This is a genomic window from Dissulfurispira sp., from assembly GCF_036745535.1.
Taxonomy (GTDB): domain Bacteria; phylum Nitrospirota; class Thermodesulfovibrionia; order Thermodesulfovibrionales; family Dissulfurispiraceae; genus Dissulfurispira.
This window is the reverse complement of record NZ_DAIOFX010000013.1, coordinates 1-13,252: the sequence shown is the minus strand read 5'-3', so window position 1 is coordinate 13,252 and position 13,252 is coordinate 1. Positions and strand designations below refer to the sequence as shown.

The window sequence follows — 13,252 nt, the reverse complement described above, 5'->3', positions numbered from 1 at the left end:
GGGTAGATGGGTAAAAACCCAAACACTCATTCACCCATATACTTATGCACTCATTTACTGATTTATCTCTGAAGTAATCTTTTCTATCTCTTTCTTTATCAATGTTTCGGCAACTTCAGGTACGATCCTTTTAATCGCAGCCTCGATCTCGCCCCTCATGGATCCCATCAGGTCCTTCATCAACTCCCTTGTTACATTCTCAATAATATCCGGCGCTATTGATGATACTGCCTGTTCAACCGAATCCTTTATTGCTGAAGATATCTGGGGTAATACATCGCTAACTATGACACCTGAAATTTTTTCTTCAACGATTCCCTGCGGTATTTCTGAAACCTGTTCAATTACGGGTGCTGCCAACGGCTCTTTAAGTTCTTCGGTAGCAGGGATTTCTTCTTCTTTCATTGTCTCGGCCATCGCCCCGGCCATAGCTTCGGATAATTCAGCCTCAAAACCCTTTGCCTCATATTCCTCTTCTGCCATCACCTGTTCCTCTGCCTTTTCCTCAGCTACAGGGATCTCCTCATCCCACCTCGGCTCCTGAACTGCCAATTTAGATAATTCAACCGATTCGGCCATAGCTTCGGATAATCCAACAGAGACTTCAGGAGTACCGGCCTCAGACAGCAATTCCTCCTCCTGAATTTCTTCGGCCTCAGCCTGTTTTGCAGGCTCGAAACTCTTGAGCAAAGCCTTTACCTTGCTTATCAATTCCTGAGATTCAAAAGGCTTGATGATAAAGTCATCCGCATAAACTGACTTTGCGTACTCTTCGTCAAGTGGTTCGAATGCGCCTGCAAGAAGGATTACGGGGATCATGGCAGTGGCCATGTCATTCTTTATCTTTTCGCAGAGTTGATAGCCGTTTAATTTTGGCATCTCGATATCCGCAAGAATAATATCGGGTTTGAATGAGTCCAATGCCTGAAGGGCCTGCTCTCCGTCATTAAAGGTCCTTATCTCAAAATCTTCGGGAGCAAGGACAAGCTCGACCACCTTCTGGATAGTAAGACTGTCATCCGCTAACAGCAGTTTATAAGGCATAATCCCCCTTTGTCGTACAGGTTATAAACTCTATAATGCTATAACGCTGTTTGTCAAGACTTTTTCTTGCTTCTGTAGTCCTCTATTGCCTTCCTTAATGCATCGGCACCGAGATTGGAGCAGTGCATCTTCTGGGGTGGAAGCCCGCCCAGTTCCTGAGCAACCGCCTCTTTGGATATGCTTAATGCCTCATCAAGGGTTTTGCCCTTGACCATTTCTGTAATCATGCTGCTTACAGCAATGGCAGCCCCGCATCCGAATGTCCTGAACTTCGCATCAACAATCACATCATTTTCAATTTTTATAAACAACTGCATAGCATCGCCGCATGTGGGATTGCCCTCCATGCCTACGCCATCCGCATCAGGGATCTCACCCACATTCCTCGGGTTCATGAAATGATCCATTACTTTTTGAGAATACATATCTCTAACACCTCCTCCTTTAAAATCCTAAATCCCAAATTCTAAATCCTAAACCTGATGATTTTTAGTATTTCGTGATTAGGATTTAGTGTTTGCATTATCCTGTGTAACATTTTTCTCCTTCACCTGCTTCGCCCCATCCTTTTGCAAAAGGAGACATTTCTCTCAACCTATTAATAATCTGTGGAAACTCGTTGATGAAATAATCCACATCTTCATCCGTATTGCCCATACCGAGACTGAATACAATAGATCCCTGTGCAAGGGCTGATGGAATTCCAAGAGACAACAATACCGGTGAAGACTTAAGTGCTTTTGAAGAGCAGGCAGAGCCGCTTGCTGCGTATATGCCTTTCATTGCGAGCATTAACAGCATTGCCTCTCCTTCGATGAATTCAACCACAAAGCTCGCATGATGCGGCAATCTTTTATTAAGGTTATTGGCAGGATGCCCTGTAAGGTATACATTCGGTATTTTAAGCGCGTTTTCTATTAGCCTATCACGGAGCCTTTTACAGTGTTCCATTCTCTTGCCCATCTCATTCTTTGCAAGCTCTGCAGCCTTGCCCATGCCGACTATGGCAGGGACATTCTCTGTGCCTGCCCTCCTGCCGCCTTCCTGAATGCCTCCGTAAATAAGGGGGGCTATCCTTAATCCCTCTCTCACATACAAAACGCCTGCTCCTTTGGGCCCATAGAACTGATGCGCTGCCATGCTCAGAAGGTCAACACCAAGCTCATTCACATCAACAGGGATGTTTCCTGTTGTCGCCACTGCATCCGTGTGGAATATTATATTCCTTTCCTTTGCTATTGCTGCTATCTCTTTTATTGGCTCTATAGAGCCGATCTCGCTGCTTGCATGTGCTACCGAAATAAGTATAGTTTCCTTTGTTATTGAGTCTTTAACAACATCTGGATCGACAAGCCCGTACTTGTCAACAGGAAGGTATGTGACTGCAAAGCCGTTCTTTTCGAGGAAGCGCGCTGAATTGAGAATGGAATGGTGTTCCACTTTCGATACAATCACGTGCTTGCCCTGATTCTGTTTTGCAATGGCTATTCCCCTGAGGGCAAAATTATTTGCCTCTGCACCGCTTGCAGTGAAAACTATGGTTGATGGTTTTGTGTTTATCAGGGAGGCGACGGACGTGCGTGCATTTTCTATTGCATCCCGTGCATTCATGCCGAGGTCATATACGCTCAAAGGGTTTCCGAACTCTTCCTTAAAATAAGGCATCATTGCGTCCAGAACATCCGGATGCAACGGGTTTGTTGCAATATGGTCAAAATAACATTTCCTCATAATTTGTCTCCTTTATCGGTTTATGAGTTAATGAGTATATGAGTGAATGGGTATAAAAGATTATCTCATTCACCCATTTACCCATCCACCCATTTACTGAACTGTCTTTCTCACATAAAACTTGTAATAGTCCTCATCCTCATCCATTCCTATGAACTCGTTCCCTGTCTTTACGCACCATTGCGGAATATCTTCAAGTGCACCGTCATAATCGGTGAGTATTTCAAGCACCTGTCCATTTTCAAGCCCCTTTATCATCTCATCCAGCTTAAGAAGATGCATGGGGCACATCATATACACAATGTCTGCTGTTACATCCGCCTTTACATCGTGGACAAATTTCATAACAAGTACCGGGGTGTCACAGTTTCAATAGTGTCATAGCCTTTGAATCTTTGATGCTTTGAGATTTTGACTTTACTCTGACACTTTGACTTTTTGACACTTTTAAAAAATCTCCTGTTATTAAATTCTTAAGGGTTATTGTTCTCAGGAATGCCTCAACCTGCTCTCCCAATGCCTTCCACAACAAATGCGTGACACAACTGTCAACCCTTGCACATCCCTCTTCAGGATCAAGACACGATGTTAAAGCAACAGGCCCCTCCAGTTCGTTTAAAATAGAGGCTATGCTTATATTTTCAGGGCTCTTGTTCAATATATAACCGCCTCCCGGGCCCTTTATGCTCCTTATGAGGCCAGCCTTCCTGAGTTTATTGAGTATCTGTTCGAGATAGGCAACAGAGACGTCCTGCCTTTCGGAAATCTCCTTGATCGTCACAGGAGTTTCAGGATAACCCCTCGCTATCTCATACATGGCCCTAACGCCATACTGTCCTTTTGTCGATAATCTCAGCATGATACTATGCTATAATACTCTACTGTTTTTGTCAAGTATTTTTATGAAATAAATTGATAAGCAGAATTGGCTTGAGCGAATTGATATTTTTTGGTAACGGTTCCTACTTCGCCTTTTCCTCAAACAGCTCTTCTTCCTGCTTGTTCTTCATCCTCCTGACGAGCTCTTCGTAGGAATCTGTGCGGATAATCTTATTGAATTGTGTCCTGTAGTTGTTTACCAGACTTACGCCTTCTATTACCACATCATACACTTCCCACTTGCCGTTTTTCTTGAGAAGCCTGTATTCTATGGGAATCTCAACATTCCTCTTCGTGACTATCTTGGTATCAACTTCTGCATATTCACCATTTATCTTTTCGTTTAAATACAGGATTTTCTCATCTGTATAGCTCTCGATCCTTTTGATATACGACCTTTCAAGAAGGTCTGCGTATAGCTGCACAAATTCTTTTTTTTCCTCCGGCGTCCTTTTTTTCCAGTGAAGGGCAAGAGACCTCTTTGCCATCTCCTCAAAATCGAACCTCTCGGAAATCGCCCTGCGTATTACCGTCCTGCGTTCCTTGGTCTTCTCAGGCCCTTTAAGCTCCTTATTCCTTAATATGTCGAGCACCTTATCAACCGTCTGCCTGACCTGTTGTGTAGGGGTGTCGGCATATGCATATGAGATGTCTGATATAAAAGTGAAAATAAAAAGCAGTGCAAAAAATAATTTAAAAATCATCATAAAAATAGAACCTCCTATTTTATCTCCTGAATATCCATTCCTGTTGCGTATAAAAGGTTCGCAAATGACATCCTGTGATTATATATGGAACGGAGATTATTTGCCTTCATCTGTACATAAGCCATTGCAGCATCTGCCACTTCCTTTGCATCGCCTATTCCCATATCGAAGTTTGCCACTGCCGCGACAAGCCACTTCCTCGCATTTTTATATGCCTTCTCTGTCTCCACAATGTTCTTCTTTGCCTCTTCCATATCGAGATACGCCTTTCTCACCTGAAAAGGTATGGCCTCGTCGGCAAACTTCTTCTTTTCTATCAATTTATGATATTCAGCCCGGGCTTCTTTCACCCTTCCCTCTGTTATTCCAAAATCTATAGACCATTTAAGCCCTATGAACACAGCACCGTAGGAATGGTTAAAATTATCATAAATATATGGGTTGTCCACTTTATCCCTGTTTGTTGCACCTGCTATGGATGCCTTTAAACCCACAAACAAATGAGGATAGTAATTGCTCTTCTCTACACCGACAAGGGCATTTCTTGCGTTCAGTCCCTCTTTAAGCTGGATAAATTCAGGCCTTAACTCCACGGCATTTTTTAAATAATTATTCAGCTCTTCCGGAATTCTTATTTCGGGTGTCAGGGACGGTTCGGCAGTATCAAAATCAGTTCCCCTCGGAAGCCCAATGCTGGTAACGATGGCATCCTTTGCGAGTGTGATTCCCTTTTCTGCCTCGTTCAGATTCTTATCCACCTCTCCCAAGAACGCCCTGAGTTTAAATAAGTTGACCTCATCTGCCCATGGAGAGCCTATCTCGATCTGCTTTTCTGCTTTTTTTATGGATTCGACAAGCTCATCCTTGACCTCCAGGACAAGGTTTCTCATGTCCTTTGCAAGGAGGAGGCTGTAATACAATTCCTTAGTCCTTAAAACGATATCCGATGTTTTTTTGTCCACGCCTGCCTTTGCCACTTTTATGCCGCTCGAGGCAGCCTCTCTATAACTGCTTATCTTGCCGAACGTATATACAGGCTGGATTAATGTCACACCAGCACTGCCGAATATTCCATTAACAGTTGTTGCCACTGATGTATTAATTGAAGGGCTTATATATTCCCTTTTTGCTTCTAGAGAAGGTCCTGCTATTGCAAGCACCTCGATCTGAGGATAGACTGCCGAATCCGCCTGTAGCTTTTTCGATTTATATACCTCCTCGTCATAGCGCGATTCGCCTATCTCCGGGCTGACCTCAACAGCCTTCTTTATGCATTGATCGAGATTCAAGACAATCTTTCGATTGGTATCTTGCCCATAGGCTGGTGGTAAAATCAATAAGCAGAAAGCAATCGCCACCCATTTCACCATGTTGCCCTCCTAACTTCTCCAAATACGTACTTGGAAATCAACTCTTCGAGGTCCACTGCAGACTCGGTTTCCCTGATTTTTCCACCATCCGGAATAATCTTCTCAGAGCCTCCGGGTGCTATCTGGACATACTTCTCGCCTATAAGCCCCTTTGTCTTTATGGACGCTATGGCATCCTCCTGAATCTTTACATCCTTATAAATTGTGAGCTCAACCAATGCCTGATAATCATTAAGCCTTATGCTCTTTACCTTTCCAACCTCTACTCCTGCTATTTCAACGATAGAGCCCGATTTGATCCCGCCTGCCTTTTCAAACTCGGCATACACAGTATATCCCCTTCCGCCTATGACTTCAAGCTTTCCCAACTTTATGGATATGTATCCGAGGGCAAGAATGCCTATCAGTACAAAAAAGCCTACAGCCAGTTCAAGGTCAAACTTCTTCATTACTATATACTCCTTTAAGGTTTAAACGATGGGACTTCCATACCAATTATAAACTGTCTCACTATTGGATTTAAAGAGTTTTTAATCTCATCTGGCGTCCCCACCTCTACTATTACTCCATTATGAAGCATTGCGACCCTGTCGGCAACATCAAATATTTCAGGAATATCATGGCTTATTATCACGCCTGTAAAGCCGTATTTTTTATGTGTATCCATTATAAGTCTGTGGATGGAGTTCAGAATAATGGGGTCAAGGCCTGTAGTCGGCTCATCAAAGAATACGATCTTCGGTTCCGTTATCAAGGCACGGGCAAGTGCTACCCTCTTTCTCATACCGCCGCTTATTTCCGCGGGATATTTTTTCTCCACACCCCAGAGCCCTACATCCTCAAGTGCCTGCATTACCCTGTCCTGGATCTCCTTTTTGCTCACCTTTGTTTTTTCCCTCAGTGGAAATGCTACATTTTCATAGACAGTTAGAGAGTCGAATAGTGCACCCCCCTGGAAGACCACGCCAAGCTTTTCTCTTATACTGTCCAGTTCCCTTCCGCCAAGCTTCGTGATATCAATGCCATCAACGAGCACGCTTCCTTTATCTGGTTTAAGAAGGCCGATAAGGTGCTTTAAAAACACGCTCTTGCCTCCTCCGCTCTTCCCTATGATGGCCATTAATTCTTTATCAAAAATAGTAAGATTTACACCATCCAGCACCCTCTGGCTATCGAATGATTTCTCAAGGTCTATAACTTCTATCATTACATTTACCTCTTACAACGATTCTAATTCAGAAATATAGGTCAGGTGCGGCGATAAGACTTTAAACCCCGCACTTGTATCAACATTTCTCTTGTATCCGCCATCTACAACATTGGATACTTGCCGGATGATGCATTTATTATCTCTCATATAATACACTTAAAACAAACACTTTTTAAAGTCTTTGAGCCGTGCCTGACCTATATTATTCAGATTACAACAATACCGAGCCTAAGAAGTAATCCCATATAAGAATTAATACGGAAGACATGACAACCGCCTCTGTGGTTGCTTTGCTGACGCCTTCTGCCCCGTACCCTGTATAAAAACCTTTATAGCAGCATACCCATGAGACAATAACTCCAAAACTGATGGACTTGTATATTCCCTGCCTTATATCTTCTATATCGACAAAAACCTCCATCTGGGAGAAATAAGTCCCCTCGCTCATGCCTAAAAGTTTTACTGCAACGGCATAACCACCATATATGCCGATTACATCGAAAATAGCTGCAAGCAAGGGAAAAACCATTATTGCAGCGACTATATTTGGAACGATCAGATACCTCATTGGGTTCAGAGCCATTGCAGTAAGGGCATCGATCTGCTCGCTGATCCTCATTATGCCAATCTCGGCAGTAAGGGCAGAGCCTGCCCTTCCTGTGACCATAAGGGCAGAAAGCACGGGACCGAGCTCCCTTATAAGACTTAAGGCTATGGCAGGACCTAATAATGCCTCGGAGCCGAATTTTCTTAGGGTATAAAATAACTGAAGGGCAAGTACCATGCCTGTGAATGAGCCTGTAAGAAGGATTATCGCCATGGACTTGTTTCCGAAAAACCTAACCTGCTTCAGAAGCAAGCCAAACTTAAAGGGAGGAACAAAAATAAAATAAAAGGCATTTACCAGGAATGTGGACATATGTCCCATTCTCCTGATAACAGAAAGTGCCCATGAGCCCAGTATCCTTAATAACTTTTCCATATAAAAGCTTTTCGTCTGATTCGGTATTAACTTTTAATAGTAAAAAAATGCCTGTAGTGTTGTCAATTAATTTTGCTTTAAAACCGTTACTTTTTCGCCTTTGTTAATATCAAAGAGCCTTGAAGCGCTATCCATATAAACAAAGAACTCTAAATGGCCGGAACTATTGATGAGGCAGTAAAGGCTGTTGTCAGACGCCTGAGAGTAGTTTTTTACGGTCCGGACAACCTTACCTTCTATTTCAACTGAAAATTTTTCGCCCAATCCCTGCAAATCGCTTTTTCTGATATTGGTAATTACATTCCCAAATGTGTCTACATAAATAATTTCCCCAGAAATCTTATCCCCTTCAACCTTCGGCAACGGAACTTCAAACCTCTTAAAGTCGTCAATTGTGCATCCGAATGCTTCTAATGCAATCCCCTTCGATAGCCATGCAGCAACAGGGGCAAATACATCCCTCCCCTGAAAAGTCGGACTGTCTTTGGAAAGCATGTATCTTTCTTCTGTTATATGAATGACCTTCACATTGGATGAAAACGATAACACATAGGAAAATATCCCGTTATCAGGACCTACGAAATAGTAACCGTCTGCCTCAATGATGATAGGCCTTCTTTCAGAGCCGACCCCAGGGTCAACGACTGCAATATGAATGGTTTCTGACGGAAAATATTTATAACTGGAGCCAATGATGAATGCACATTCTTCTATCTTATGCGGCTCTATTCCGTGGGTTATATCAACAAGAGTTACAGAGGGGTTTATGGATAAGATAACCCCCTTCATCTCGCCGACAAAAGGGTCTTTGTATCCGAAGTCTGTAGTTAGGGTAATTATTTTATGTCTTAAGGCTTCCGATGATCTCATTTATATCTGAAAACCCTTCCTCTATCAGAAACTTTTCAAGCCCTTCTATTATTTCGATAGTCGCAGTTGGATTTATGAAATTTGCAGTACCGACAGCAACAGCCCTTGCACCTGCTATCAAAAATTCGAGGGCATCATTGGCAGCCATTATCCCTCCCATGCCTATAATGGGTATCTTTGCTGCCTTATACACCTCCCATACCATCCTCACTGCTATTGGCCTTACAGCAGGACCTGAAAGCCCGCCTGTGTTATTTGCAAGCACCGGCCTCCGTTTTTTCACATCCACGACCATACCGGTTATGGTATTTATCAGAGATATCGCATCAGCGCCTGCGTTTTCCGCTACTTTTGCCGTAAGACCGATGTCCGTAACATTGGGTGAAAGCTTGACTATCAGGGGGAGATCGGTCGTTTTCCTCACAGCAGTTACAACTTGCTCCATTGTTTTAGGATCTGTTCCAAAGACTATCCATCCTGCCTGCTTATTCGGGCATGATATATTCATCTCAAGGGCACGAACACCCTCTGCATTGCTCAGTTCTTCTGCTGCATGAATGTATTCATCTATGCTGTCTCCAAAGAAATTTGCAATGACAGGGGTATTGAATTGCCTTAAAAAGGGGAGTTTATCTTTTATAAACGCCTTAACACCTATATTTTGAAGTCCAATGGCATTGAGCATTCCTGCAGGTGTTTCCACAATTCGCGGCGTTGGATTGCCTTGCCTCGGTGTGATGGAAAGTCCTTTAACAACGATCGCTCCGAGCCTATTTAAATCAAGAAACTCTGAATATTCCTCTCCATATCCGAATGTGCCTGATGCGGTCATCACAGGATTCTTAAGCTTTAATCCCGCGATATCTACCGATAAGTTCGGAGTTCTGAGTTCGGAGTTCGGAGTTATTCCCATATAATATACTTTATGTCAAAGACAGGTCCTTCTTTACAAACCCTTTTATAGCCTGAAACAGTTTTGATAACACAGCCAAGGCATGCACCTACACCGCATGCCATGTGTTCTTCCAAGGAAACATAACACTTTATATCTTTGCCTGCAACAACTTTAGAGAGTTCTCTCAACATCGGTGTTGGGCCGCAAGCGTAAAGAGGTAATGGGTAATGGGTAATGGGTAATGAGTTAAAAAACTTCATTAAAGAATCTGTTATTAATCCCTTTTCCCCTTCAGAGCCGTCATCTGTAGTTATAAATGATTCTTTTGATATGGCCTTTGCTTCATTTAGCATTACCAGTTCTTCCTTGTTCCTCGCACCATAGAAAAGATAGGCCTTGTTTTTAAATCCCGCCAGAAGATGCAATAGCGAGGCAATCCCGATGCCGCCTGCAAGGGCAATGAAATCGCCATGGGGTTCTGGATAACTGTTTCCAAGTGGACCGATTGCATTAATAATATCTCCGCTTTTAAGGTGCGAAAGCGATAGTGTCCCTTTGCCCCTTATCCTGTAAAGAAAGCTCAGCGAATTATCTTCATGTCTGAAAATACTAAAGGGCCGTTTTAAAAGCGGGTCGTAGGTATCGCCAGCCTGAAGCATATAGAATTGGCCCGGTTGAGGAATGTCTATGTCCGATAATGGACTGAGATTTAATAACCTGAAGTGTTTGTTTAAAGAGATGTTATCGACTGTCTTTGCTTTGAAGTATTTAGACAAAGTTAATCTCTGTGATCTCGTATTCTATAGTCCTTGCAGGCGCCTTTACCACTGCGACATCGCCCACCTCTTTTCCGATCAGTGCCCTTCCTACAGGTGAGCTTATGGAGATCTTTCCGCTTTTTACATCAGCCTCGTCAGGACCTACAAGGGTGAATTCATACTCTGTATCAGTCTCTATATCAACAACCTTTACCTTTGCACCAAATGCAATCTTTGACTGGTTTATCTTGGCCGGGTCTATGACATCAGCCATTGCCAGTTTTGCCTGAAGTTCCTGAATACGCCCTTCTATAAAAGACTGCCGCTCCTTTGCAGCATGGTATTCCGCATTTTCTGACAGATCGCCATGCGCTCTCGCCTCGGCTATGTCCTGTATGTTCTTGGGTCTTTCTGCCTTTATAAGTCTATCAAGCTCGTCCTTGAGCTTCTGATAGCCTTCGGGTGTCATTGGAACACGATTCATTATAGTTACATCCTCCTCCATAAACCGTTCAAACCGTTTGAACCGTTTAAACTGTTCAAACCATTTAAAACTAAGATAACACTTTCACATCGATTTTTTCAAAATATACAGCAGGAAATTACGTCTTTTGTGTCTCTTTTGACAGAGAAGGCACCGGAACCCTGAAAGAATAACGCTCGTCTTCGAGGATTATCTGTGTTGCCTTTAGTTTGGATATGTTAACAATTATAGGGGCCTTTAAATTTGCATTCAGCCTGTTGTCAGCAACATTGAGAATTACAAGGACAATGGTCTCTGCTACATCCGTGATCTCAAGGAATTGTTCAACATCGTCCTCTATAGTAAGAGAGTAGTCAGGGAAAAGGCCAAAGGGCTCTGTAACTATAAATGCAATATCAGGATCATCCACTGCGTGAAGCCACTTTATAGGGTCTTTATAGTCCAGAAGTATGTACCTTTTCAGATTGGTAAATCCAGGGATTCCCAATGGGAAATTAATAATCTTGGCATCTTCTATTTCTATTTCCCCGAATCTTGTCGTATTTATTTTCATCTCCACCCCGGACAATTGTTAAGTATTTTTTATTTCAAGAAAATCCTTAAGTTTATCCATATCCAATTTTGCCGATTCCACATTCAACTGTTTCAATTTTTCGTAAAGTTCTTCTCTGTAAATGGGAAGATCGTAGGGCGCTTCGATTCCAAGTTTTACAAAGCCATTACCGATCTCGACAACTTTAATTTTTATATTGTCTCCGATGTTTATTGTCTGATTGGCTTTTCGCGTTAGAACAAGCATTTTATCCTTATATTGGCCTCATTTTAAGAAGTCAAAGAGACTTGTTCTTAAGAAGTTTGATGAAGCTACACGCAGGCTCTCCAATGCAGCCTGACTTTGTACCAGTTCAGATGCCAGTTTTGGAATATCGGCATCCTGATCATTGGATATGTATGTACTTAAATCATATTCCCTGTTATCCTGGAATCTCCCTTCTGCATCGAGTTTATTCAATCTGGCTCCCACCTCTGCCTGCTGCTGATAAACTTTTTCTGCCACCTTGCCGACATAATCAATTGCCTTCTGTATTCTTCCCGTATCGTTCATTTCAAGGGAGACTTTTAAGAAGTGCAGTGCCCTCAATATATTGTTCTCGTTGAGATAGTTGTTATTAAAACTGTAATAGTTGGGATTGTTGGTTCTGTCAGTAATGTAGTTATAATTCGCAATACCGTCTGCGTTGAGTTTCATATTTGACTTAACCGTGTCGTCCTGATAGTCCGGGTCAAACGAGAATCTGTTAAGGCCAGCTCCAGCACCGTCACTTACGGTCTGGGATACAACAATTTTAATCTCTCCGGATTGTCCGACCGGATTCGAAGCAATAACGAGCCTGTAATCGTTGGTTGCAAACCTTATAATATTCGCCTTTACACTTGCATTCGCAGCATTTATAGCATCTCTGACCTCATTAAGGGATGCACCAGCGAGAATAACTACATCTACCGGCGTTGTATCATTATCTCCAACTGTTATGGTTAAAGTACCCCCATTAGTTGTACCTGAATTGGCAGCAGCAGGATTGGCCACGCCACTTCCGTCTCTCATATGTATTGCAGATAACGGATCCGCATCCGGAGGGGTCTCCGGCTCTCCGGTAAGGGGGTCATTTGTTGAGTCAAAATTGTAGTTATATGACGGTAAAACAGCGTTTTGAGGATCGGTTGAATTTACCCGCTTGAAACTAAATAATTCGCTTGCCGGGATGTTTAACCCGATCTCTATGGTCTGGCTTATATTTATCTCGAAGATATTGGTATCGGCAACAAACTCACCTGTGTTGACATCGACAGGTGCAATATTTGATTTAAAGCCCGAGAATATATATTTATCGCCGACTTTCGTATTTGCGATGCCAACGGCGCTTTCAAGCAGAACGCCCACTTCCCGTGCAATCATGAGTCTCGAATTTGGATCAGTGGTCCCTGTTGCTCCGCTCAGTGAAAGTTCCTTTGCCCTTATTAAGATATCATTTAACCCTGAAAATGCCGAGTCTGCAGCCTCAAGAGAGCTTTTAGCCGAATCTATTGCCCTTTTGTACTCACCGATTGCCGATATATGCGTTGTGTAACCGATAATCCTCGACATTGCCGTAGGATCATCGGAAGGACGATTAATCTTTTTCCCTGTTGCGATCTGTTCGCTGGCCTTGAATATAGATTCCATGTTCCTCTGCATATCGGAAAGAAACCTGTCATACAACATCTTTGTAGTAATCCTCATAAATCTTCTCCTTACTTACTTACTTACTTACTTACTTACTT

17 protein-coding genes are annotated in these 13,252 nt (G+C 42.8%); all 17 read right to left on the bottom strand.

The window, feature by feature from the left end; genetic code table 11:
* Positions 1-54: 54 nt before the first annotated feature.
* Positions 55-1,044: a response regulator gene (locus tag V7L97_RS04310; protein ID WP_333653658.1), complete on the bottom strand. Its 990-nt coding sequence runs from the start codon at positions 1,042-1,044 to the stop codon at positions 55-57.
* Between the two features lie 53 nt (positions 1,045-1,097).
* Positions 1,098-1,469: a Fe-S cluster assembly scaffold protein NifU gene (gene nifU / locus V7L97_RS04305; protein WP_333653656.1), complete on the bottom strand. Its 372-nt coding sequence runs from the start codon at positions 1,467-1,469 to the stop codon at positions 1,098-1,100.
* Positions 1,470-1,566: 97 nt separating this feature from the next.
* Positions 1,567-2,775 (bottom strand): cysteine desulfurase family protein, encoded by a 1,209-nt coding sequence (locus V7L97_RS04300; protein WP_333653654.1) that lies wholly within the window; start codon positions 2,773-2,775, stop codon positions 1,567-1,569.
* A 93-nt stretch (positions 2,776-2,868) separates the two neighbouring features.
* The gene (locus V7L97_RS04295; RefSeq protein WP_333653652.1) at positions 2,869-3,120 is read right to left on the bottom strand and encodes a sulfurtransferase TusA family protein; all 252 of its coding nucleotides are present in this window, start codon (positions 3,118-3,120) and stop codon (positions 2,869-2,871) included.
* Between the two features lie 16 nt (positions 3,121-3,136).
* The gene (locus V7L97_RS04290; RefSeq protein WP_333653650.1) at positions 3,137-3,634 is read right to left on the bottom strand and encodes an RrF2 family transcriptional regulator; all 498 of its coding nucleotides are present in this window, start codon (positions 3,632-3,634) and stop codon (positions 3,137-3,139) included.
* Positions 3,635-3,737: 103 nt separating this feature from the next.
* The gene (locus V7L97_RS04285) at positions 3,738-4,361 is read right to left on the bottom strand and encodes an MlaC/ttg2D family ABC transporter substrate-binding protein (protein WP_333653648.1); all 624 of its coding nucleotides are present in this window, start codon (positions 4,359-4,361) and stop codon (positions 3,738-3,740) included.
* A gap of 14 nt (positions 4,362-4,375) precedes the next feature.
* Positions 4,376-5,731 (bottom strand): TolC family protein, encoded by a 1,356-nt coding sequence (locus V7L97_RS04280; protein ID WP_333653647.1) that lies wholly within the window; start codon positions 5,729-5,731, stop codon positions 4,376-4,378.
* Positions 5,725-6,180: an outer membrane lipid asymmetry maintenance protein MlaD gene (gene mlaD / locus V7L97_RS04275; RefSeq protein ID WP_333653646.1), complete on the bottom strand. Its 456-nt coding sequence runs from the start codon at positions 6,178-6,180 to the stop codon at positions 5,725-5,727. The genes V7L97_RS04280 and mlaD overlap by 7 nt, the downstream gene beginning before the upstream one ends.
* A 14-nt stretch (positions 6,181-6,194) precedes the next feature.
* Complete coding sequence (locus V7L97_RS04270) at positions 6,195-6,938, bottom strand: ABC transporter ATP-binding protein (protein ID WP_333653645.1); 744 nt, start codon at positions 6,936-6,938, stop codon at positions 6,195-6,197.
* A gap of 214 nt (positions 6,939-7,152) precedes the next feature.
* A complete protein-coding gene (locus tag V7L97_RS04265) occupies positions 7,153-7,923 on the bottom strand; it encodes an MlaE family ABC transporter permease (protein WP_333653643.1) in 771 nt (256 codons plus the stop codon).
* A gap of 66 nt (positions 7,924-7,989) precedes the next feature.
* The gene (locus tag V7L97_RS04260) at positions 7,990-8,793 is read right to left on the bottom strand and encodes an SAM hydrolase/SAM-dependent halogenase family protein (protein ID WP_333653641.1); all 804 of its coding nucleotides are present in this window, start codon (positions 8,791-8,793) and stop codon (positions 7,990-7,992) included.
* On the bottom strand, positions 8,765-9,706 hold the full coding sequence (locus tag V7L97_RS04255; protein ID WP_333653639.1) for a dihydroorotate dehydrogenase: 942 nt from the start codon (positions 9,704-9,706) through the stop codon (positions 8,765-8,767). Before V7L97_RS04255 ends, V7L97_RS04260 begins: the two co-directional genes overlap by 29 nt.
* Complete coding sequence (locus tag V7L97_RS04250; RefSeq protein ID WP_333653637.1) at positions 9,697-10,464, bottom strand: dihydroorotate dehydrogenase electron transfer subunit; 768 nt, start codon at positions 10,462-10,464, stop codon at positions 9,697-9,699. Before V7L97_RS04250 ends, V7L97_RS04255 begins: the two co-directional genes overlap by 10 nt.
* Positions 10,457-10,930 carry a transcription elongation factor GreA gene (gene greA / locus V7L97_RS04245; RefSeq protein ID WP_333653635.1) on the bottom strand — a complete coding sequence of 158 codons (474 nt, stop codon included), beginning with the start codon at positions 10,928-10,930 and terminating at the stop codon, positions 10,457-10,459. The genes V7L97_RS04250 and greA overlap by 8 nt, the downstream gene beginning before the upstream one ends.
* A 118-nt stretch (positions 10,931-11,048) precedes the next feature.
* Positions 11,049-11,483, bottom strand: a complete 435-nt coding sequence (gene fliW / locus V7L97_RS04240; RefSeq protein WP_333653634.1) for a flagellar assembly protein FliW — start codon at positions 11,481-11,483, stop codon at positions 11,049-11,051.
* Between the two features lie 18 nt (positions 11,484-11,501).
* On the bottom strand, positions 11,502-11,729 hold the full coding sequence (gene csrA / locus V7L97_RS04235; RefSeq protein WP_333653632.1) for a carbon storage regulator CsrA: 228 nt from the start codon (positions 11,727-11,729) through the stop codon (positions 11,502-11,504).
* An 18-nt stretch (positions 11,730-11,747) separates the two neighbouring features.
* Positions 11,748-13,211 carry a flagellar hook-associated protein FlgL gene (gene flgL / locus V7L97_RS04230; protein ID WP_333653631.1) on the bottom strand — a complete coding sequence of 488 codons (1,464 nt, stop codon included), beginning with the start codon at positions 13,209-13,211 and terminating at the stop codon, positions 11,748-11,750.
* Positions 13,212-13,252: the final 41 nt, after the last annotated feature.